This is a genomic window from Oryzisolibacter propanilivorax, assembly GCF_900103645.1.
In the GTDB taxonomy this organism is placed as follows: Bacteria; Pseudomonadota; Gammaproteobacteria; order Burkholderiales; family Burkholderiaceae_C; genus Melaminivora; species Melaminivora propanilivorax.
The window spans coordinates 33,591-54,899 of the sequence record NZ_FNHP01000006.1; the positions used below are offsets into that span (position 1 = coordinate 33,591).

At 69.2% G+C, this 21,309-nt stretch carries 15 protein-coding genes; 9 read left to right on the forward strand and 6 right to left on the reverse strand.

Annotated features, from left to right (window positions below):
• Positions 1 to 65 precede the first annotated feature (65 nt).
• Positions 66 to 896 (forward strand): alpha/beta fold hydrolase, encoded by an 831-nt coding sequence (locus BLQ61_RS10900; RefSeq protein WP_091569978.1) that lies wholly within the window; start codon positions 66 to 68, stop codon positions 894 to 896.
• Between the two features lie 67 nt (positions 897 to 963).
• Here BLQ61_RS10900 and BLQ61_RS10905 read toward each other — a convergent pair whose 3' ends face one another.
• Together BLQ61_RS10905 and BLQ61_RS10910 are read right to left on the reverse strand one after the other, a co-directional pair.
• Positions 964 to 2,025, reverse strand: a complete 1,062-nt coding sequence (locus BLQ61_RS10905; RefSeq protein ID WP_091569980.1) for an FAD:protein FMN transferase — start codon at positions 2,023 to 2,025, stop codon at positions 964 to 966.
• A gap of 17 nt (positions 2,026 to 2,042) precedes the next feature.
• Entirely contained in the window at positions 2,043 to 2,528 is a 486-nt protein-coding gene (locus tag BLQ61_RS10910; RefSeq protein ID WP_091569983.1) for a c-type cytochrome, read from the reverse strand.
• Positions 2,529 to 2,790: 262 nt separating this feature from the next.
• Here BLQ61_RS10910 and nosZ point away from each other — a divergent pair, with 262 nt between their 5' ends.
• From nosZ to BLQ61_RS10945, 7 genes are all read left to right on the forward strand, one after another.
• Complete coding sequence (gene nosZ / locus BLQ61_RS10915) at positions 2,791 to 4,731, forward strand: TAT-dependent nitrous-oxide reductase (RefSeq protein ID WP_091569986.1); 1,941 nt, start codon at positions 2,791 to 2,793, stop codon at positions 4,729 to 4,731.
• A 211-nt stretch (positions 4,732 to 4,942) separates the two neighbouring features.
• Complete coding sequence (locus tag BLQ61_RS10920) at positions 4,943 to 7,561, forward strand: NosR/NirI family protein (protein WP_091569988.1); 2,619 nt, start codon at positions 4,943 to 4,945, stop codon at positions 7,559 to 7,561.
• Complete coding sequence (locus BLQ61_RS10925) at positions 7,555 to 8,832, forward strand: nitrous oxide reductase family maturation protein NosD (protein ID WP_091569991.1); 1,278 nt, start codon at positions 7,555 to 7,557, stop codon at positions 8,830 to 8,832. The genes BLQ61_RS10920 and BLQ61_RS10925 overlap by 7 nt, the downstream gene beginning before the upstream one ends.
• On the forward strand, positions 8,807 to 9,739 hold the full coding sequence (locus BLQ61_RS10930) for an ABC transporter ATP-binding protein (RefSeq protein ID WP_091569993.1): 933 nt from the start codon (positions 8,807 to 8,809) through the stop codon (positions 9,737 to 9,739). The genes BLQ61_RS10925 and BLQ61_RS10930 overlap by 26 nt, the downstream gene beginning before the upstream one ends.
• A gap of 11 nt (positions 9,740 to 9,750) precedes the next feature.
• Positions 9,751 to 10,566, forward strand: coding sequence for an ABC transporter permease (locus BLQ61_RS10935; RefSeq protein WP_091569996.1), 816 nt, complete (start codon positions 9,751 to 9,753; stop codon positions 10,564 to 10,566).
• The gene (locus tag BLQ61_RS10940; RefSeq protein WP_091569998.1) at positions 10,563 to 11,120 is read left to right on the forward strand and encodes a nitrous oxide reductase accessory protein NosL; all 558 of its coding nucleotides are present in this window, start codon (positions 10,563 to 10,565) and stop codon (positions 11,118 to 11,120) included. The genes BLQ61_RS10935 and BLQ61_RS10940 overlap by 4 nt, the downstream gene beginning before the upstream one ends.
• Positions 11,121 to 11,139: 19 nt before the next feature.
• Positions 11,140 to 11,772 (forward strand): nitrous oxide reductase accessory protein NosL, encoded by a 633-nt coding sequence (locus tag BLQ61_RS10945; protein WP_091570000.1) that lies wholly within the window; start codon positions 11,140 to 11,142, stop codon positions 11,770 to 11,772.
• A 19-nt stretch (positions 11,773 to 11,791) separates the two neighbouring features.
• Here the strand turns inward: BLQ61_RS10945 and BLQ61_RS10950 are convergent, their stop codons facing one another.
• Positions 11,792 to 12,616 carry an undecaprenyl-diphosphate phosphatase gene (locus tag BLQ61_RS10950; RefSeq protein WP_091570002.1) on the reverse strand — a complete coding sequence of 275 codons (825 nt, stop codon included), beginning with the start codon at positions 12,614 to 12,616 and terminating at the stop codon, positions 11,792 to 11,794.
• Positions 12,617 to 12,711: 95 nt separating this feature from the next.
• Between BLQ61_RS10950 and BLQ61_RS10955 the strand changes: the two genes are divergently transcribed.
• Positions 12,712 to 13,965 (forward strand): MFS transporter, encoded by a 1,254-nt coding sequence (locus tag BLQ61_RS10955; protein WP_245703990.1) that lies wholly within the window; start codon positions 12,712 to 12,714, stop codon positions 13,963 to 13,965.
• Between the two features lie 104 nt (positions 13,966 to 14,069).
• On the opposite strand, the gene BLQ61_RS10960 is transcribed toward BLQ61_RS10955, so the two are convergent.
• From BLQ61_RS10960 to BLQ61_RS10970, 3 genes are all read right to left on the reverse strand, one after another.
• A complete protein-coding gene (locus BLQ61_RS10960; RefSeq protein WP_091570008.1) occupies positions 14,070 to 15,272 on the reverse strand; it encodes an FAD-dependent monooxygenase in 1,203 nt (400 codons plus the stop codon).
• 49 nt (positions 15,273 to 15,321) lie between these two features.
• Positions 15,322 to 17,805, reverse strand: a complete 2,484-nt coding sequence (locus BLQ61_RS10965; protein ID WP_091570010.1) for a putative bifunctional diguanylate cyclase/phosphodiesterase — start codon at positions 17,803 to 17,805, stop codon at positions 15,322 to 15,324.
• Positions 17,806 to 18,117: 312 nt separating this feature from the next.
• Positions 18,118 to 21,051, reverse strand: a complete 2,934-nt coding sequence (locus BLQ61_RS10970) for an aconitate hydratase (protein ID WP_245703992.1) — start codon at positions 21,049 to 21,051, stop codon at positions 18,118 to 18,120.
• Positions 21,052 to 21,309 lie beyond the last annotated feature (258 nt).

Genomic DNA, 21,309 nt, shown 5'->3' on the forward strand with positions numbered 1-21,309 from the left:
ATGTGCGCGCTCCCTTCGGACCTCACACCTACACTTGCGCGCCCCTATCCCGCCCGCTTGGATCCATGGCCACCATCGTCTTCTCGCACGCCAACAGCTTCCCCCTGGGCACCTACCGGGTGCTGCTGCACGACCTGCGCGCGCGCGGCTTTTCGGTCAGCGGCGTCGAGCGTTTCGGCCATGATGCGCGCTACCCCGTGACCAGCAACTGGCCGCACCTGGTGCAGCAGCTGGTGGATTTTGTGCAGGAGCAGCAGCAGCGCAGCGGCGAGCCGGCGTTTCTGGTCGGCCACTCGATGGGCGGCTTCCTGAGCGTCATGGCCGCCGCGCGCCAGCCGCAGCTGGCGCGCGGCGTGCTGCTGCTGGACTCGCCCCTGGTGGGCGGCTGGCGCGCCGGCGCGGTGGGCATGGCCAAGGGCACGCAGGTCATCGGCGCGGTCTCGCCCGGCCGGGTCAGCCGGGCGCGGCGCAATGCCTGGGCCAGCAACGACGAGGCGCTGGCGCACTTCCAGCGCAAGAAGATCTTCGCGCGCTGGGACGCGCAGGTGCTGCAGGACTATGTGCAGCACGGCCTGCGCGACGACGCTGCCGGCCGACGCGTGCTGGCGTTCGAACGCGAGGTGGAAACGCAGGTCTACAACACCATCCCGCACCACCTGCAGGGACTGCTGCGCCGCCATCCGCTGCGCTGCCCGGCGGCCTTCATCGGCGGACGCTCGTCGATCGAGATGCGCCAGGTGGGCATGGCGCTGACCGAGCGCGTGACCCAGGGCCGCATCATGATGCTGGATGGCAGTCACCTGTTCCCGATGGAGCAGCCGCATGTCACGGCAGCGGCGATCGAGGCCGCGCTGCTGAATCTGCAGGCCGTGACAGCTCGCAAGGCTTCTGGCTGAAATACTCGAAAATGATAGCTGGAGGCCATTGCGAATCAAGGGCTGGCGGCCGATTTGGCCGAAAAACTCAGGCGGCGGCCTGCAGGCGCCTGCCCATGGGACCGGACATCCAGCGCGTGCCATCGGCCGCCACCGCCAGCACGCCGACCTCCGGCCGACGCGCGCCAAAGGCCTGCACGCCGCCCAGGCCCTGCACCATCAGCGCCGTGCCCCAGCCATTGACCTCATCCACGCTGCGCGCCAACAGCGCGACGCCGTGTACCCCCTGCGTCGGCCAGCCGGTGCGCGGGTCCAGCACATGGTGCAGGTGCCGGCCCTGGTGCACGAAGGCACGCTCGTAGTCGCCCGAGGACGCCACCACCACCCGGCCCTGCACCGGCAGCACGCCCAGCAGCTGTCCGGGCGCCGCCGGATTGCGCACGCCCACGCGCCAGGGCTGGCCGTGGCGGTTGCCCAGCACCAGCACGTCGCCGCCGCCGTTGACCAGCGCATGCTCGATGCCCTGGCATTCGAGCACCTGCAGCCCGGCCTGCAGGATAGGCAGCTTGGCCACGCCGCCCAGGTCCAGGCGCATACCGTGCCGGCGCAGCTGCGCCGTGCCTTGAGATTCGTCCAGCGTCAAGGCGCTGCCATCGACCAGCGCCAGCGCGCGGGTGATGTCCCGGGGCGCCGGCACCGCGTGCCGGCCAGACTCGAAATGCCAGCCGTCAAGGGCACCAACGGTGGCGTCGAAGGCGCCGCCGCTGTCCCGGTGCAGGCGCTGCGCCTGCCGCAGCACGGCCAGCACCTCAGGCGCCACCGCCACCGCGGCGCCGCCCGCGGCGGCGTCCAGGCGCGCCACGTCGCTGCCTGGCAGGTAGCGGCTCATCAGCGCCTCCAGGCGCTGCATCTCGGCAAAGGCGCGTTGCATGGCCGCGTCGGCCTGGCGCGCGGACAGCCCGCCGGCCAGGGGCACTGCCATGTCCACCCGGGTGCCCATCAGCACCCGGCTGGCGCGCGCCAGGTCAGCCGGCGCCGCCAGCGCCGCACCCGCCACGGCGGGCACGCCCGCCAGCAGGGGAACGGCCATGGCGAAGCGCCGCCGCGACCAACGGCCGCTGGACTGCGGCACCATCTGCACCTGGTTCATCGCGCGCCTTTCTTCGATCAGCTGGACAGGGACACCATGTAGTCCACGGCGGACTTGACCTCGTCGTCGGACAGGCTGCTGGCGCCGCCGCGCGCCGGCATCACGCCCTTGGTGCCGGTGAAGCCCTCGATGGCATGCTTGTACAGCGTGTCCTTGCCCTGGGCGATGCGCGGGCCCCAGTCGTCCTTGTCGCCGGGCTTGGGCGCACCGGCAACGCCGGCGGCGTGGCACAGCGCGCAGGTCTTGTTGTAGACACCCTTGCCGGCGTCGGCGTTGGCCACCGGGGCCGGGGTGTCGCCGGCGGGAGCGGCTGCAGGGGCGGCGGCGGGAGCCTCGGCGACGGGCGCGGGCGCTGCGGGCGCCGGCGTCGTCTCCGGAGCGGGCGCCGGAGCCTGGCTGACCGGCGGCGGCGCTGCAGGCGCCGGCGCGTCGTTCTTGCCGCAAGCGGTCAGCAGCAGGGCCGAGCACGCCAGTGCCATCGCGAGGGTCGTCTTCTTGTACATGGTGAGGTCCTTCCTTCTCTTTTCTGGGGGTGAATGCCGTCGGCCTGCCGCGTCCACACAACGGCTCGCCCGGCGGGCTCCGATCATGCACCCGACCTGCCTGCGCAGTGTGGGAGTTTTTCCAATATTTCCGTTGACCCAGGTCAATTGGAAAAGAAACATTTGGTGTGACTATTTGCACCGGCCTTCAACGGCAGTTTCGTGGACCTCCACACCGGCCGAAGCGCACAACCCATTCATTGCCAATCCCCAAGAGGAATACATGAGCGACAAGACAGAGAGTTCGACCAAGGAAACCGCCGGCCTGGGCCGTCGCCGATTCCTCAACTCGGCCGCGCTGGCCGGCCTGACGGTGGGCGTTGCCGCGTGCAACGACAAGCCGGCCGCGGCGCCCGCCGCCGGTGCGGCCGCCCCTGCGCCGGCCGCGCCTGTCGCCAGCGCCCATGCGGCGTCGCCGGTGCACCTCAAGCCGGGCGAGCTCGACACCTACTACGGCCTGTGGAGCGGCGGGCACAACGGCGACATGCGCGTGCTGGGCCTGCCCTCGGGCCGCGAGATCCACCGCATTCCCTGCTTCGTGCCGGACGCGCTGGTGGGCTGGGGCATCACCAACGAATCCAAGGCCGTGATGGGCACCAAGCCCGACGGCTCGCTGCGCTACACGGTGGCCGACACGCACCACACGCACGCCTCGTACAAGGACGGCAACTACGACGGCCGCTACGCCTGGATCAACGACAAGATCAACAGCCGCATCGCGCGCATCCGCCTCGACTACTTCATCTGCGACAAGATCACCGACCTGCCCAACGTGCAGGGTTTCCACGGCATCTTCCCGGACAAGGCCGACCCGGTGGACCCGGCCATCAACTACACCACGCGCGTGTTCTGCGGCGGGGAGTTCGCCATCCCGCTGCCCAACAACGGCCAGGATGTGAACGACGCCACCAAGTACCGCTCGATGTTCACTTGCGTGGACGCCGAGACCATGGAGGTGCGCTGGCAGGTGCTGATCGACGGCAACTGCGACCTGGTCGCCACGTCGTACGACGGCAAGCTGGCCGCCACCAACCAGTACAACGTGGAGATGGGCATCCACTACGAGGACATGATGTCCGCCGAGCGCGACGCCTGCCTGTTCTTCAACGTGGCGCGCATCGAGGAGGCCGTCAAGGCCGGCAAGTTCAAGACCATCGGCAACTCCAAGGTGCCCGTGGTGGACGGCACGCACCAGGCCAACCAGGATCCGAAGACCGCGCTGGTCGGCTACGTCAGCGTGCCGAAGAACCCGCACGGCGTGAATGCCTCGCCCGACGGCAAATACTTCATCTGCGCCGGCAAGCTCTCGCCGACCACCACCACCATCGAGCTGGCCAAGGTGCTGGACTGGTTCGACGGCAAGCTGGAAAAGCTCGACGACGCCATCGTCGCCGAGGTCGAAGTCGGCCTGGGCCCGCTGCACACGGCGTTCGACGGCCGCGGCAACGCCTACACCACGCTGTTCCTGGACAGCCAGATCGTCAAGTGGAACGTGGAAAAGGCGATCGCCTTCCACAAGGGCGACAAGAACGCCAAGTACGTCATCGACCGCATCGACGTGCACTACCAGCCGGGCCACATCAACGCCTCGCAGTCCGAGACCAAGGCAGCGGACGGCAAGTACCTGGCCGTGGGCTGCAAGTTCTCCAAGGACCGCTTCCTGCCCGTGGGCCCGCTGCACCCGGAAAACGAGCAGCTGATCGACATCAGCGGCGAGAAGATGGTGCTGCTGGCCGACCACCCGGTGCGCGGCGAGCCGCACGACTTCATCATCTTCAAGCGCGACATCGTCAAGCCCAAGCAGGTGTATGACTTGGACGAGTCGCCGATCGCCATCAAGGACGCCAAGGAGTCCGGCGTGTTCCGCAACGGCAAGAAGGTGACGGTGAAGCTGACCTCGCAGGCGCCGGCGTTCAGCCTGCGCGAGTTCACCGTGAAGAAGGGCGACGAGGTCACGCTGATCCTGACCAACCTGGACAAGATCGAGGACCTGACGCACGGCTTCGCCATCCCGAACTACAACGTGCAGTTCCTGATCAACCCGCTGGAGACGAAATCGGTGACCTTCATCGCCGACAAGCCGGGCGTGTTCTGGGCGTATTGCTCGACCTTCTGCCATGCGCTGCACCTGGAGATGCGCACGCGGATGATCGTCGAGCCCTGAATCATCCCCCTGAGGCGCTGACGCGCCTTCCCCCTTCCCTGGCGTCGCTGCGCGACTTGGGAGGGGGACAACGCCAGCGCTGCGGGGCGGCCCTTGCGCGGCGTTCTCTGGCTCAGGTGGCGCCAGTACCAACGGAAATGCCCCACTTTTAGCCAAAACAGCCGCTAGCCCATGTATTGCATAGGCATGCAGCTATCAAAACAATAGTGCGATGCCCACCCCCGCCTCGCGGATCTCCGCCTTCTTCCTGGTACTGCTGCTGGCGCTGCTGGCAGCGCTGACGCCCCGCGCCCATGCCGGCGCCTACGAGGCCGAGCTGCCCGCCAACCTGGCGACGGCGCCCGACCTGTGTGCGCTGCTGCCCTGCGCCGAGGTGTTCCCGGACGCGCAGCGGTTCTCGCAGCGCAAGGGCCAGCCGCCGTATGTGGAGGCCTATGGCGCCGAAGGCGCCCTGCTGGGCTACGTCATGCTGTCCACCGACATCACCGACACACCGGCGTATTCGGGCAAGCCGGTGGTCACGCTGATCGGCATGGACAAGGAGGGCCGCTTCGTCGGCCTGAAGGTGCTCAAGCACTCCGAGCCGATCCTGCTGCTGGGCATCCCCGAGCAGGCTCTGATCAACTTCAACAACCAGTACCTGGGCAAGTCGGTCACCGACACCATCGAGGTCGGCCCCTCGCGCCCGGACGAGAACGTGGTCGGCGTGGACGCCATCTCCGGTGCCACCGTGACGGTGGTGGCGCAGAACCAGGTGGTGATGACCTCGGGCGCCGCCGTGGCGCGCCAGACCGGCATCATCGCGCCCACGGTGCGCGAGCCGGCGCGCTTCGTCGCCAACGGCCAGCAATATGACTGGGCGCAGCTGGTGCAGATGGGCGCGGTGCAGCAACTGCTGGTCAAGCCCGAGCAGGTCGGCCTGGAGCGCGGCCCCGAGCCGTTCATCGAGCTGTGGTTCGGCGACCTGAACCAGCCCGACATCGGCCGCAGTCTGCTGGGCAAGAACAGCTACGAGCGCCTGCGTGCCAGCCTCAAGGAGGGCGAGAACGCGATCTTCGTCATCCGCACCGCCGGCGCCGAGTCGTTCAAGGGCTCGGGCTTCGTGCGCGGCGGTATCTTCGACCGGGTGCAGGTCAAGCAGGGCGCGGACTCGTTCACCTTCCGCGACTTGGACTTCACCAACCTGTATGGCCTGGAGGCCGCCGGCGCGCCGCGCTACAGCGAGGCGGCGATCTTCATCATCCGCTCGCCGTCGTTCTCGGCCGCGTATCCGTGGAAGTTCGCCTTCCTGGGCAACCGCGTGGACCGCGCCACTGGCCACCGCAGTTTCACCGTGTTCGAGTCCAAGTACTGGCTGCCGGCCAGCGTGCTGGAAGGCGGGCGGCCCATCGTGGTCGAGCCTGACGCGCCCTGGGTGCGCATCTGGAAGAGCCAGGCCTGGCAGATCGCCGCATTCGCGCTGCTGCTGATCGCCGTGGGCGTGGTGTATGCCCTGCGCGAGCGCCTGACGCGCCTGTCCACGCACAAGAACAAGTGGCCGGTCAACGGCTTCAAGTACACCTTCTGGGCCATCAGCATCTTCGTCGTCGGCTTCGGGCTGATGGCGCAGCCGTCCATCACGCAGGTGCTGACCTGGTTCCACTCGCTGCTGTTCCAGTGGAAGTGGTCGCTGTTCCTGACCGATCCGTTCATCTTCCTGTTCTGGATCTTCATCATCGTCACCGTGTTCCTGTTCGGGCGCGGGCTGTTCTGCGGCTGGATGTGCCCCTTCGGCTCGCTGCAGGAGGCGATCTACAAGATCGCGCGCTTCGTCGGCCTCGGGCGCTTCCAGACCAAGCTACCGCAAAAATGGCACGACATCTTCAAGTGGCTGAAATACGCCATCTTCTTCGGGCTGCTGACGGTGTCCATGTTCTCCATGGGCCTGGCGGAAAAGCTCGCCGAGGTGGAGCCGTTCAAGACCACCTTCCTGGTCGGCGTCACCAACCGCGCCTGGCCCTACAGCCTGTTCGTGGCGGTGCTGCTGGGCATCTCGATCTTCATCGAGCGGCCGTTCTGCAAGTACCTGTGCCCGCTGGGCGCGTCGCTGGCCATGCCCAGCACGTTCCGCTGGTTCGGCCTGAAGCGCAAGCAGGACTGCAACAGCTGCAAGGCCTGCGCCGTGGGCTGCGGCGCGCAGGCGATCGACGAGAAGGGCCGCATCGACCACCGCGAGTGCCTGCACTGCCTGGACTGCATGATCCTGTACACCGACACCAAGGGCTGCCCGCCCCTGGCGCGCGAGAGAAAGCGCCGCGACAAGGACGGCCTGGAGCTGACCCCCATCGGCAAGAACGGCTACTTCATCCCCATCCACCCGGCGAAGGTGGAAGACCAGATCATGCCGCGCGCCGTGGGCGGCCCCGACCCGCGCATGCCCACCGACCCGACCCTGCCGGCGCACAAGCGCGGCGTAGGCGCCCTGCGCTGGCTGCTGCTGGAGCTGCGCGACCACCTGTGGCCGTGGAGTGCAGAGGGCTGGCGCAGCCAGCGCGCGCTGCAGATCGCCGGGCTGTCGCTGGCCGTGGCGGCCACCGTGGCCTGGGGCCTGGCGGCCACCGGCCACCTGTCGGCCGGCGCCATCATCGGCTGGTGGTTCGGCTGGAGCATGTACGAGGTGCTGATCCGCCTGTCCGGCCGCCGCTACGTCAAGGACGGCCCGTGGTGGCGCGACAATTACCGCGTTGCGGGCGTGATGGACATGATGAGCTACGTGGGATTCAAGAACCTGATGATCGGCGCGGCGCTGTTCCTGCTGCTGCAGGCGCTGGGACTGCTGGCGCCATGGTGAAGGCGGCGCTGACGACACACTGGCCGCTGGCCCTGGCGCTGTGTCTCGCCGGGGCCGTGCAGGCCGCCACCCTCACCGTGCGCCCGGGCGAGGACCTGGCCGCCACCGTGCAGGCGGCGCAGGCCGGCGACGTGGTGCAGGTCGAGCGCGGCCACTACCGTGCCAACCTGCTGATCGACAAGCCGCTCACCCTGCGCGGCCTGGACCGGCCCACCGTCAGCGGCGGCCTGCAGGGCGACACCATCCGCGTCACCGCGCCGGATGTGGTCATCGAGGGCCTGATCGTGCGCGACTCGGGTGACGACCTGAAGGCGCAGAACGCCGGCATCTACCTCTACCCCGGCGCGCACCGCGCCATCGTGCGCCGCTGCGACCTGGCCTACAACCTGTTCGGCCTGTGGATCGAAAAGGCCGACGACGTGCTGATCGAGCACAACAACATCACCGGCAAGCGCGAGTACGCCTCGCCCCAGCGCGGCAACGGCGTGCAGCTGTACAACACTAAGCGCGCCAAGATCTTGAACAACGAGATCAGCTTCGTGCGCGACGCGCTGTACGTGGACGTGTCGCACAACGCCGTGTTCAAGGGCAACCGGCTGCACCACAGCCGCTATGGCACGCACTACATGAACTCCTACCACAACCTGTGGGAGGACAACGACACCTACTACAACCGCGGCGGCCTGGCGCTGATGGAGGTGCGCCACCAGGAGGTGCGCAACAACCGCGCCTGGGGCAATTCCGACCACGGCATCATGCTGCGCACGTTGCAGGACTCGGTCATCGAGAACAACGTCGTCGCTGGCAACAGCCGGGGTTTCTTCATCTACGACGTCGAGTACATCACGCTCAACGGCAACCTGATCGTCGACAACACCGTGGGCGTGCACCTGTCGGCGGGCTCGAAGAACAACGAGGTCGAGGGCAACGACATCATTGGCAACCGCGAGCAGGTGCGCTACGTGGGCGCGCGTGACGAGACCTGGGGCGCGAAAAGCGGCAACCACTGGAGCAACTACCTCGGCTGGGACCGCGACGGCGACGGCCGCGGCGACGTGCCCTACGAGGCCAACGACATGGTGGACCGCCTGACCTGGCGCCACCCCAGCATCAAGCTGCTGCTGGCCAGCCCCGCGGTGCAGGCGCTGCGCCTGGTGGGCCGGCAGTTTCCCATTCTGCGGGCGCCCTCGGTGGTCGACCCCCAGCCGCGCATGCGGCCCGCACACAACAACTGGAGCGAATGGCGTGGCAAGCGTTTCCCCGGCCACTGACGGCCTGGCCATCACCCTGCGCGGCGTGCGCAAGCACTACGGCGCACTGCACGCGGTCGACGGCGTCGATCTGGACGTCCCCGAGGGCCAGATCCTCGGCCTGATCGGCCACAACGGCGCCGGCAAGAGCACGCTGTTCAAGATGATGTTGGGCCTGGTGGCGCCCACCGCCGGCGAGATCCGCGTGGCCGGCGCGCCGATCGCCGGGCGCGGCGCGCGCGCGGCGCGCCGCCAGCTCGGCTACCTGCCCGAGAACGTGGTGCTGTACGACAACCTGGACGGGCTGGAGACGCTGCGCTTCTTCGCCCGGCTGAAAGGCGCGTCGCTGGCGCAGTGCCCGCAGCTGCTGGAGCGCGTGGGTCTGGCGCACGCCGGGCGCCGGCCGGTGCGCGAATATTCCAAGGGCATGCGCCAGCGCCTGGGGTTCGCCCAGGCGCTGCTGGGCAGCCCGCGCGTGCTGTTCCTGGACGAGCCGACCAACGGCCTGGACCCGCAGGCCATCCGCGACTTCTACGCCCGGCTGCGCGAGCTGCAGGCCGGCGGCGTCACCGTCGTCATCACCTCGCACATCCTGGCCGAACTGCAGGAGCGCGTGGACCGCTTGGCCATCCTGGCCTCGGGCCGGCTGCAGGCCGTGGGCAGCGTGCAGGCGCTGCGCGAGCGCATGCAGATGCCGCTGACCGTGCGGCTGCAACTGGCGCCCGAACACCGCGCCGAGGCCGCCAGCGCGCTGGCGCAGGCTGCCGGTGCCACGCCCGAGGCCACCCCGGACGGCCTGGTGCTGCGCTGCGCGCGCGAGCGCAAGCTGGCGGTGCTGGCCGCTGTGGGCGCCCTGGGCGCGCGTGTGCAGGACGTGCAACTCATCGAACCCTCGCTGGAAGACGTGTTCTTCGGCTTTTCCGGCTGAAGGTACTGTCCATGGAACTGTCCCAAATCTTCACCATCGCCGCCAAGGAGCTGCGCGACCGCCTGCGCAACCGCTGGGTGCTGGCCGTGGCCCTGGTGTTCACCGTGTTCTCGCTGGTCATCGCCTACTTCGGTGGCGCGCAGCAGGGCCAAGTGGGCTTTCGCTCGATCGAATTCACCATCGCCAGCCTGGTCAGCCTGGTGATCTACCTGATCCCGCTGATCGCCCTGCTGCTAGGCTTCGACGCCATCGTCGGCGAGCGCGAGCGCGGCTCACTGGACCTGCTGCTGGCGCTGCCCATCACCCGGCTGGAGCTGCTGCTGGGCAAGTACTTGGGGCTGGCGCTGGCGCTCACCCTGTCCACCCTGGTGGGTTTCGGTTCGGTGGCGCTGCTGCTGTGGCGGCACATGAGCGCGAGCGCGCTGTACCACTACGCCGGCTTCATGGTCTCGTCGGTGCTGCTGGGGCTGGCGTTCCTGAGCCTGGCGGTGCTGCTGTCGGTCGTCGCGCGCGAGCGCACGCGCGCCTCGGGGCTGGCGATCGCCACTTGGTTCTTCTTCGTGCTGGTGTTCGACCTGCTGCTGCTGGGCGTGCTGGTCACCACCGGCGGGCAGTTTGCCGGCGACGCCTTCGCCTGGCTGCTGCTGCTCAACCCCGCGGACGTGTTCCGCATCCTGAACGTGTTCTCGCTGGAGGACGTGCGCACCCTGTACGGCCTGGCCAGCGTGGTGCCGGCCTCGCTCGGCAACCCGCTGACCATGGGCGGCGTGATGCTGGCCTGGATCGCGCTGCCGCTGGTGCTGGCCCACTGGAGATTCAAGCCATGACGACCTGTTCCTGCCACCATCCCTCGCGCCGCCGCGCGCTGGGCCTTGCCGCGCTGGCGGCACTGTCCGCCGGCGGCCTGCTGGCCGCCTGCGGCGACCAGGCAGCGCAGCAGGCGGCCATCGCCCCGGTGGAGATCGACCGCGGCACCAGCTGCGAGCTGGACGGCATGCTGCTGGCCGACTACCCCGGGCCGAAGGCCCAGGTGCACTACGCCGGCCAGGACCGGCCGTCGTTCTTCTGCGACACGGTGGAATTCTTCAACGTGCTGCTGGCCGGCGAGCAGGTGCGCGCCGTGCGCGCGGCCTACGTGCAGGACATGGGCCAGGCGCAGTGGGACGCGCCGCAGGGCCACTGGATCGACGCCAAGGGCGCGTTCTACGTAGTGGGCAGCAAGCGCCACGGCTCGATGGGGCCGACGATCGCCAGCTTCGCGCAGCGGGCCGATGCCGACAAGTTCGCCGGCGAGTACGGCGGCAAGGTGCTGGCCTTTGCCGAGGTCAAGCCGGACATGGTGGACCTGAGCGGCGGCGCGCTGCACGACACGCGCATGTAGGCGCCCCCAGGCTTCCACCATGCTTGCATCGTCCACGCTCGCCCTGCCTTGGTCGAACCGCCGCGCTTGGCTGGCGCTGGCGCTGGCCGGTACCGCCGGCGGCGCCGCGCTGCTGGCGCACCCCTGGCTGCGGCCGGCTACTGGGGTGGGGCTGCCTGAGGACGATGTCTGCGTGGTGGCGCCACCCCTGCCGCACGACCCGGCCAGCGGCCTGGCGCCGACGGCCGCGCGCGCCATCCCGCCCCAGGCGCGCTGCCCGGTGTGCGGCATGTTCCCGGCGCGTGCACCGGACTGGGCGGCGCAGCTCATCTTCGATGGCGGCGACGCGCATTTCTTCGACTCGCCGCTGTCGCTGCTGCAATACCTGCACGACATGCCGCGCTACAGCCCCGGCCGCGCACCGGGGTCGGTGGCCGCGCTGTACGTGACCGATGCCGGGCCGCAGCGCCATGGCTGGATCGACGCGCGCAGCGCCTGGTACGTGCACGGCTCCGACGCGCGGGGGCCGATGCGCGCCGGCAACCTGCCGGCGTTCGCCACGCGGCAGGCAGCGCAGGACTTTGCCGCGCGGCGCGGCGGCCAGGCGCTGGCCTTCGATGAGGTGGACGCGCGGCTGCTCGCCACGCTGGCGGTCCCCGTGCACCGGCACTGACGGCCCGGCCGCCGCAGGCTCACTCCGCCCAGGTCACCAGCCCCGACCAGGCCGTCGCCAGCACCACCAGCCCAAAGCCGATGCGGTACCAGGCGAACGGTACGAAGCTGTGCGAGCTGATGTAGCGCAGCAGCCAGCGCACACAGGCCCAGGCGCTCAGGAAGGAAAACACCAGCCCCACGGCGAACATCGGCAGGTCGGCGGCCGACAGCAGCGCGCGCTCCTTGTACAGGCTGTACACGCCCGCGCCGATCAGCGTCGGGATCGCCAGGAAGAACGAATAGTCCGTCGCCGCCTTGCGCGACAGGCCCAGCAGCATGCCGCCGATGATGGTCGCGCCGCTGCGGCTGGTGCCCGGCACCATCGCCAGGCACTGCACCAGGCCGACTTTCAGCGCGTCCAGCGGCGTCATGTCGTCCACGCTGTGGACGCGCACCGCCGCCTGCTGGCGCCGCTCGGCCCACAGGATGATGAAGCCGCCCAGGATGAAGGTGCTGGCGACGATCACCGGGGTGAACAGGTGCTCCTTGATGGCGCGGCCCAGCAGCAGGCCCAGCACCACGGCGGGCAGGAAGCCGATCAGCACGTTCAATGCGAAGCGCTGCGCCTGGCGCTGCGTCGGCAGCGCCACCAGCGTGGTGCGGATGCGCTGCCAGTACACCAGGATCACGGCGAAGATGGCGCCGGTCTGGATGGCGATGTCGAAGACCTTGGCCTTGGCGTCGTCGAAGCCCAGCAGGCTGCCGGCCAGGATCAGGTGCCCGGTGGAGGAGATGGGCAAAAACTCGGTCAAGCCCTCGACCACGCCCATGATGGCGGCCTTGAGCAGCAAAACGATGTCCACGCGCGGTTTCCGTTCGGTTGGCAAAAAATGCGAAGCGCGGATTATGGGCGCCGGCACGACAGCGCTGGTGGCGCGGGCGCGTTACGCTGTGCGGCATGACCCGCCCTGCCCCGGCGCCGCGTGCGCGCCCCCCGGCCTCCTCACGCGCCCTGCTGTGGATGCTCGTCGCGCTGACCTCCGGCTTCACCCTCAGCACCGCGTTCCGCACCGTCGCCGCCATGCTGGCCGCGCCGCTGCAGCAGGATTTCGCGCTGTCGCCGCAGGCGCTGGGCATCTTTGCCGGCACCTTCCACTTTGCCTTCGGCGCCATGCAGATGTTCATGGGCATCAGCATCGACCTGTACGGCGTACGGCGCACCATCCTGGCGGTGTTCCCGCTGGCCATCGGCGGGGCGCTGCTGTCGGCGCTGGCGCCGGGCTTCGGCTGGCTGGTGCTGGCGCAGGCGCTGATCGGCGTGGGCTGCGCACCGGCGTTCCTGGTGTGCACGGTGTTCATCGCGCGGCATTTCGCGCCGGCGCGCTTCGCCGCGCTGTCGGGCGCGGCGATGGCGCTGGGCACGGTGGGCATGCTGCTGACCGGCACGCCGCTGGCCTGGGTGGTGCAGGCGTGGTCGTGGCGCGCGGGCTTCGGCGTGCTGGCGGCGCTGGCGCTGCTGGCCTGGATGTGGATGTGGCGCGGCGTGCACGAGCCGGCCGTGGCGGCGACGGCCGATGCACCTCCGCGCGAATCATTGGCCGAGGCCGCGCGCCGCTTCGCCGCGCTGCTGGCATTGCCGCACACCTGGGGCATCGTGGCGCTGGGCGCGGTGACCTATGCGGCGCTGATCGCGCTGCGCGGGCTGTGGCTGGGGCCGATGCTGATCGCACGCCACAGCTGGTCGCTGGTGGACAGCGGCAACGTGGCGCTGGCGTTGTCGCTGGTGGCGCTGGCCGGGCCGCTGCTGTTCGGCCGCATCGACCCCGGTCCGGCACAGCGCCGGCGCTGGCTGCTGGCCTGCACGCTGGCCATGGCGGCGCTGTTCGCGGCGCTGGCGCTGCGCCTGCCGCCCGCGCTGGAGGTGGCGCTGATGCTGGCCATCGGGCTGCTGTCGGGCTTCATCGTGCTGCAGTACGCCGACGTGCGCGCGGCCTACCCGGCGCAGCTGACGGGCCGCGCCATGGCGGTGTTCACCATGGCCATGTTCCTGGGCGTGGCGGCGCTGCAGTGGTTCACCGGCGTGGTGGCGTCGCTGGCGCAGGGCCGCGTGGACGACCCGTTCGGGCCGGTGATGGCGGCGATCGCCGCGCTGCTGGTGCTGGCCGGCCTGGCGTTTGCCCGGCTGCCGCAGCCGCCGGCCGCCGGAGGTTGATGGCGGATGCTGCCGGCCGGCAGCGGTGTTTTCAACGAAAACCGGCTCCAGCCCTTGTATATCAGGGGCTTGCAGCTATGCAATTTATAGCTAAAGCCAACTTGTCACCCGCCCTGGTATAGCCAGGGCATATCCAGCAGCCGCTCGCCCAGCAGCCGCATGGCCGCATCGCGCCCCCAGCGCAGCAGGCCGGTGGCGTGGAAGATGGTGCCGTTGCGGCGGGAACGTTCCTGTACCCGGGCGTTGCGCTGCCAGCGCTGCTCGGCATAGCACTGCAGGCGTCGGGCAGTATCCAGACCGTGCATGGCCAGGCAGCGTTGCAGCGCCACGGCGTCCTCGATGGCCATGCCGGCGCCCTGCGCCAGATACGGCCGCATGGGATGCGCCGCGTCGCCCAGCAGCGCCACCCGGCCCTGCGCCATCTGCCGCGGGCCGGCGACCGGCGGGCGGTCCAGCAGCGGCCACAGGCGCCAGCCGCTGCCGGCCTGCGGCACGGCGCGCACCAGGTCCTGCAGCGGTGCGCAGGTCCGCGCCAGCGCCACTTCCAGCTGCGCGGCATTGGCGGCGTGGTCCCAATGCTCCAGGTCATGCGGCGCCTGGCCATGGTGGATGGCGACGACGTTCAGCAGCTCGCCGCGGCGCACCGGGTAGTGCACGACGTGCAGGCGCGGTCCCAGCCAGGCGGTGACGATCTGCGAGCGCAGCGCGGCCGGCAGCGCGTCCTGGCGCACCACGGCACGGTAGGCCAGATGGCCGCTGACGCGTGTGTCGGCCTCGCCCAGCAGTTGCGCGCGCACGCTGCTGCGCAGTCCGTCGGCACCAATCAGCGCGCGCCCCGGCACGGTCAGCAACCGGCCGTCGGCATCCAGCAGCCGGGCGATCACCACGCCCTCCTGGCATTCGTAGCCCTGCAGCGTGTGGCCGGTGTGCAGCTGTACGCCGGCCTGCCGGCGCACTGCCGCCAGCAGCAGCGCGTGCAGGTCGGCGCGGTGGACGGTGGCGTAGGCCGCGCCATGGCGCAGGGTGATGTCCGCGCCCAGGCGCAGCCGGCCCAATTCGCGGCCGCTGCCGGCGCTGCGCACCACCAGGCGTTCGGGGAACGCGGCTACCTCGCGCAGCGCGTCCGACAGGCCCCAGGCCTGGAGCAGCCGCACCACGTTCGGACCCAGCTGCACGCCGGCACCGACTTCGGTGAAGGCCGGCGCGCGTTCGTGGAGCCGTGCCGGCCAGCCAGCGTGCGCGCTGGCCAGCGCCGCGGCCAGGCCTCCGATACCGCCGCCGGCGATCAGGATGTGCGATTGCTGCATGGCGGCGATTGTCGCGTCCCGTGGTGCGGTGCCTGGCCTGCGGCGCCGGTCACGCCGCCGATGGCAGCAGGCTGCTTTCCAGCAGCGCCGCTGGCACCGGCCGGCCGAACAGGTAGCCCTGGAATGCCGGGCAACCATGCTGGCGCAGGAATTCGAGCTGGCTGTCGGTCTCCACGCCCTCGGCCACCACACCCAGGTCCAGGCTCTGCGCCAGCGCCAGGATGGTGCGCACGATGGCCGCGTCGTTGGGGTCACTGAGCACGTCGCGCACGAAGGTGCGGTCGATCTTCAGCTGATCCAGGGGCAGCCGCTTGAGGTAGGACAGCGACGAGTAGCCGGTGCCGAAGTCGTCCAGCGAGAAGCTGACGCCCTGTGCGCGCAGGTAAGCCATCTTGGCAATCGACTCCTCGATGTCGCTCAGCATCAGGCTTTCCGTCAGCTCCAGGCGCAGGCGCTCGGGCCGTGCGCCGCTGGCCTGCACAGCGGCCAGCACTTCCTGCGCGAAGCCGCTCTGGCGGAACTGCCGGGCGCTGACGTTGACCGACACGCTCAGCTCGCGCAGCCCTGGCTGGCCGGCCCATTGCGCCAGCTGCCGGCAGGCGGCGTCCAGCACCCAGCGCCCCAGCGCCAGGATCAGACCCGACTGCTCGGCCAGCTCGATGAACTCGCCCGGCGCCAGCAGGCCACGCTGCGGGTGCTGCCAGCGCACCAGCGCCTCGGCGGCGATGGTGGCACCGCCGGCATCCACCACCGGCTGGTAGTACAGCACCAGCTCGTCGCGCGGCAGGCCCAAGCGCAGGTCGGTCTCCAGTTCGGCGCGCGCGCGCATCTGCGCCAGCAGGCTGGGGTCGAAGAAGCGCACCACGTTGCGCCCGGCCCCCTTGGCCTGGTACATGGCAAAGTCGGCCTGGCGCAGCAGTTCCTCGGGAGCCAGCACCGGGTGGCGGAACATCGTCACGCCGATGCTGGGAGTGGAGTGGTAGGTTTCTCCGTCGCCCAGCACATATGGCTCGCACAGCGCCTGCGCGGCCTTCAGCGCCACGCGCTGCGCGTCCAGGCGCGCCTGCGCCGGGTCGAATGCCAGCGCATCCGCCAGCACCACGAACTCGTCGCCGCCAAAGCGCGCCACGGTGTCGCTGGCGCGCACGCAGTGGCGCAGGCGCCGCGCCACCTGGGCCAGCAACTGGTCGCCCAGGTCGTGGCCGCGCGTGTCGTTCAGGTTCTTGAAATGGTCCAGGTCGATGAACAGCAGCGCCGCGTAGCGTTTGCTGCGCTCCAGCGCGGCGCACAGACGCTGCAGCCGGTCCATCAGCAGGCGCCGATTGGGCAAGCCGGTGAGCGGGTCGTAGAACGCCAGGCGCTCGATCTCGCCCTCGACGCGCTTGCGCTCGGTGATGTTGCGCCCGACGCCGCGGTAGCCCTGCAGCGCGCCAGACTTGTCCACGATGGGCTCGCCGCTGAGCGAGATCCACATGACGCTGCCGTCCTGGGCGATGCGCTTGAGTTCCAGGTCGCGGAAGGTCTCGCGCGCCTGCACGCGTGCGCGGTGGCTGGCCCAGTCGGCCTCGTCCATGTTGGCGGCGGCGATATCCCACAGGGAATGCCCCTGCAGGCCCTGCAGCCGTGCGTCCTGGCGCACCGCCACGCCGGCGATGTCGGTGAATCGCAGCTGCGCGTCCTGCTCCCAGTACCAGTCGGACGACAGGTCGCAGAGGCTGCGAAAGCGCTCTTCGCTGCGCTGCAGCTCGGACTGCACGCGCACGTGGTCGCTCACGTCGGCGAAGGTGCGCACCAGGCCGCCATCGGGCAGCGTGCGCGTGCGCACTTCCAGCATGCGGCCATCGCGCGTGCGGCGCCAATAGAGGTCCGGCGGCGCGTCCAGCGCGCCGGCCAGCACGTAGCTGCGCCCGCGGACGTCGATCAGTTCGCACTGCGTGCCGAAGTCGTTGCGCTGTATCTGCAGCTGTGTCAACTCGGCCAGCGTGGGTTGGGTGGCCATCAGTTCGGCGGGCAGGTTCAGCAGCTCCAGCACGCGCGGGTTGTAGACGTTCACGCGGCCGGCGGCATCGGTCTGCAGGATGCCCTGGCTCATGCTGCCCAGGGCAGTCTGCATGCGCTGCAGCTGTACCTGCAGCAGCGGCACGGGCAGCTGGCCGGTGCCTCCATGCGCCAGCAGCAGGTCCAGCTGGCGCACCAGTTCGGGCAGATGGTCGCCTTCGCCGCCACGCAGCACATAGTCCGCCAGGCAGCCAGCGCGGCTGGCGGTGCGCAGCACCGGCGCGGCCAGCGCCTCGCCATCGGGCGGCAGGCATAGCAACAGGGGCCAGCGGCCGGCAGGCACCCAGTCAGGCAGCTGCCTCTCACCCTCGCCCAGGCACAGCACGACGGCGCTCCAGTCCTGCAGTGCCGTGGCACCGGCGTCCGGGCGCGGCACTGGCATGACCAGCCAGCCCCGGTCGCGCAGGGCCAGAAGTTGCAGCGCGCGGCGGGCGTGCGCGGGATCCGGGTCGATCCAGGCGATGCGTGTGGTCATGGATGGGACGGGCGTTGGTCGGTGCTCACATATTGTGACAGTAGCACCGGCGTCCGCTGCCCTGCAGCATGCCTGGCATTACCGGGTAAACCGCCAACACAGCGTCCTGCCGCGCCTGCGCGGCGAACCTGTCGCAGGCGCCGCGCGAAACCTGTGCACCTGCTGATGCACTGCACGCCACGGGAGCGGCAGGCTCCGGCTGTCTGTAACAGCACCCCGGTCGAAAGGCCGACTTCGGAGCACGCACGGGTCGTAGCAGCCCTGGCCTGCGACTCCCCGGACGGACGCGAAGGCGCCGCGTCCCCTAGGGTTTCACGCCTCCAGCAGCTGGCGCAGCACGAACGGCAGGATGCCGCCCGCCCGGTAGTACTCGACTTCGATAGGCGTGTCGATGCGCAGGGTCAGCGTCACCTCCTGCACCACGCTGCCGTCGGGTCGACGGATGACCATGCGCGCCTCGCTCTGCGGCGTGAGCTGCGGGTCCGGCAGGATGTCGATCAGCTCGTCACCCTTCAGGCCCAGCGTCTGCCAGGAATCATTGCCGCCGAACTGCAGCGGCAGCACGCCCATGCCGACCAGATTCGAGCGGTGGATGCGCTCGAAGCTCTTCGCCACCACCGCCTTGATGCCCAGCAGCTGCGTGCCCTTGGCCGCCCAGTCGCGGCTGGAGCCGGTGCCGTATTCCTCGCCCGCCAGCACCACCGTGGGCCGGCCGGCCTGCAGGTATTGCATGGCGGCGTCGAAGATGGACATCTTCTGGCCGTGCAGCGGGCCCTCGCCCTGGTACAGGGTCAGGCCACCTTCCTCGCGCGATCCGTCCTCCAGCGCCGGGATCATCAGATTCTTGATGCGCACGTTGGCGAAGGTGCCGCGCATCATGACCTCGTGGTGCCCGCGGCGCGAGCCGTAGCTGTTGAAGTCGAGCTTTTGCACGCCGTGCTCCATCAGCCACTGCCCGGCCGGGCCGTCCTGCTTGATCGAGCCGGCCGGCGAGATATGGTCGGTGGTGATCGAGTCGCCGAACAGCGCCATGATCTGCGCGCCGCACACGGCTTCGGGGTTATTCTGGCCTTCAGCCCTTGAGATTGAAGGGCTTGCCGCTACTTTTTCAATAGCAAAACCGTCGAAGTACGGCGGCTCGGCGATATAGGTGCTCTCGGGCCAGGAATAGACCTCGCCGGTCACGCCATGGATGCTCTGCCACAGCGCCCCAGGGTCGGTCTTGACCTTGGCATAGTTCTCGCGGAAGGCCGGGCCGTTCATGGCGAAATGCATCAGCGCATGGATCTCGTCGCTGCTCGGCCAGATGTCGCGCAGGTGCACCTCGCGCCCGTCCTTGCCCAGGCCCAGGCATTCGGTGGTCAGGTCGCGTAGCACGGTGCCGGCAATGGCATAGGCCACCACCAGCGGCGGGCTGGCCAGGAAGTTGGCCTTGATGTTGGGGTGGATGCGCGCCTCGAAATTGCGGTTGCCCGACAGCACCGCCGCGCACACCAGGTCGTTGCGCGTGATCACGTCGTTGATCTCGGGCGCCAGGTCGCCGGCGTTGCCAATGCAGGTGGTGCAGCCGTAGCCGGCCAGCGCGAAGCCGAGCCTTTCCAGATAGGGCAGCAGGCCGGCGCGGGTCAGGTATTCGGTCACCACGCGCGAGCCCGGCGCCAGCGAGGTCTTGATGTGCGGCTGCACCGTCAGACCCGCCTCCACCGCCTTCTTCGCCAGCAGGCCGGCCGCCAGCAGCACGCTCGGGTTGGAGGTGTTGGTACAGCTGGTGATGGCGGCGATCAGCACGTCGCCGTTGCCCAGGCTGAAGTCACCCTCGTCCTCGGGCAGCGCGGTGGCGCCCGCAGCCTCGTCGTGCATCAGCTTGCGGTCGGGCTTGTTGTTCTCCATCTCCTCGAGGAAACGGGGCGCGCCGGGGGGCGTGGGAGCGTCGCGCGGGATCTTGGCGCAGTCCTCGGTTTCGCCGTGGCGCACGTGGTGGCGCGTCTTCAGGATCTCGGCCGGCTGGTTGAAGCCACCCTCGGCCATAGGCTTGGAGAACAGCGCGGTGAACTGGCGGCACAGGCCGTCCAGCTCGATGCGGTCCTGCGGGCGCTTGGGGCCCGCCACGCTGGGCGTGACGTGCGACAGGTCCAGACGCAGCACCTGCGAATACTCGATCTCGCCCGGCTGTGGCACACCGAACAACCCCTGGGCACGGAAATACGCCTCCAGCGCCTCGATGGCCTCCTCGCTGCGGCCGGTGCCACGGAAATAGTCCAAGGTCTTCTCGTCCACCGGGAAGAAGCCCATGGTGGCGCCATATTCAGGTGCCATGTTGCCGATGGTGGCGCGGTCCGGCACCGACAGCGAACGCGTGCCCTCGCCGAAGAATTCAACGAACTTGCCCACCACCTTGGCGCGTCGCAGCTGCTCGGTCACGGTGAGCACCAGGTCGGTGGCCGTCACACCCTCGCGTAGCTCGCCGGTCAGCTCGAAGCCCACCACGTCGGGCGTGAGGAAGTACACCGGCTGGCCCAGCATGGCGGCTTCGGCCTCAATGCCGCCCACGCCCCAGCCGACCACGCCGATGCCGTTGATCATGGTGGTGTGGCTGTCGGTGCCGACCAGGGTGTCGGGGTAGTAAATGCCGTCCTTGCCGGCATGCACGCCAGGCGCCAGGTATTCCAGGTTGACCTGGTGCACGATACCGAAGCCGGGCGGCACCACGCCGAAGGTATCGAAGGCCTGCATGCCCCATTTCATGAACTCGTAGCGCTCGCGGTTGCGGTGAAACTCCAGCTTCATGTTCAGATCGAGCGCGTCGGGCGTGCCGTAGTGGTCGACCATGATGGAGTGGTCCACCACCAGATCCACGGGTACCAGCGGCTCGATGCGGCGCGGCTCACGGCCCAGACGGGCGGCTGCGCTGCGCATAGCCGCCAAGTCCACCAGCAGCGGCACACCGGTGAAATCCTGCAGCACCACGCGCGAGACGATGAAGGGAATCTCGTCCTTGCGCGGCGCGGTGGGGTTCCATTGCGCCAGCTGCGCGACGTGCTCCGGCGTCACCTTCAGGCCATCGCAATTGCGCAGCACCGATTCCAGCACGATACGGATGGAAACCGGCAGCCTTTCGATTCCTGGAAACTGCTGCGCCAGCTGCGGCAGCGAGAAAAACTTTCCCTGCCGCCCGGATGCCGTGGTGAAGGCCTGAATGGTGGAGGAAAAGGCGTGGGTGTTGTTGTCCTGCATGGGCAGCGTCATGGCGTTCTCCGGTTCAACGTGGTCAGCAGCCCATTCTGTCAGCCTTGAACGTCAAAGCCAATCAGCGGACCCAGCCCCAAGGCGATGCGCAGGCCCAAGGCTGATTTGCCTCACGCGGGCGCAGGCATTTTCCCTACGTAAAAACCACAGTCAAGGTGAACGCAGCCTGCTGCCGACCGAACAACGACGCACGCATTCAAGTCGCGTCAATTTCATACCACGCAAACGAAAGAGCCTGCTTGCGAGGGCAAGCAGGCT

What these genes read in the sequence shown, in the direction of transcription:
- BLQ61_RS10900 (WP_091569978.1), top strand. Translation starts at nt 66, where the DNA reads ATGGCCACCATCGTCTTCTCGCACGCCAACAGCTTCCCCCTGGGCACC.
- BLQ61_RS10905 (WP_091569980.1), bottom strand. Translation starts at nt 2,025, where the DNA reads ATGAACCAGGTGCAGATGGTGCCGCAGTCCAGCGGCCGTTGGTCGCGG.
- BLQ61_RS10910 (WP_091569983.1), bottom strand. Translation starts at nt 2,528, where the DNA reads ATGTACAAGAAGACGACCCTCGCGATGGCACTGGCGTGCTCGGCCCTG.
- nosZ (WP_091569986.1), top strand. Translation starts at nt 2,791, where the DNA reads ATGAGCGACAAGACAGAGAGTTCGACCAAGGAAACCGCCGGCCTGGGC.
- BLQ61_RS10920 (WP_091569988.1), top strand. Translation starts at nt 4,943, where the DNA reads ATGCCCACCCCCGCCTCGCGGATCTCCGCCTTCTTCCTGGTACTGCTG.
- BLQ61_RS10925 (WP_091569991.1), top strand. Translation starts at nt 7,555, where the DNA reads ATGGTGAAGGCGGCGCTGACGACACACTGGCCGCTGGCCCTGGCGCTG.
- BLQ61_RS10935 (WP_091569996.1), top strand. Translation starts at nt 9,751, where the DNA reads ATGGAACTGTCCCAAATCTTCACCATCGCCGCCAAGGAGCTGCGCGAC.
- BLQ61_RS10940 (WP_091569998.1), top strand. Translation starts at nt 10,563, where the DNA reads ATGACGACCTGTTCCTGCCACCATCCCTCGCGCCGCCGCGCGCTGGGC.
- BLQ61_RS10945 (WP_091570000.1), top strand. Translation starts at nt 11,140, where the DNA reads ATGCTTGCATCGTCCACGCTCGCCCTGCCTTGGTCGAACCGCCGCGCT.
- BLQ61_RS10955 (WP_245703990.1), top strand. Translation starts at nt 12,712, where the DNA reads ATGACCCGCCCTGCCCCGGCGCCGCGTGCGCGCCCCCCGGCCTCCTCA.
- BLQ61_RS10960 (WP_091570008.1), bottom strand. Translation starts at nt 15,272, where the DNA reads ATGCAGCAATCGCACATCCTGATCGCCGGCGGCGGTATCGGAGGCCTG.
- BLQ61_RS10965 (WP_091570010.1), bottom strand. Translation starts at nt 17,805, where the DNA reads ATGACCACACGCATCGCCTGGATCGACCCGGATCCCGCGCACGCCCGC.
- BLQ61_RS10970 (WP_245703992.1), bottom strand. Translation starts at nt 21,051, where the DNA reads ATGACGCTGCCCATGCAGGACAACAACACCCACGCCTTTTCCTCCACC.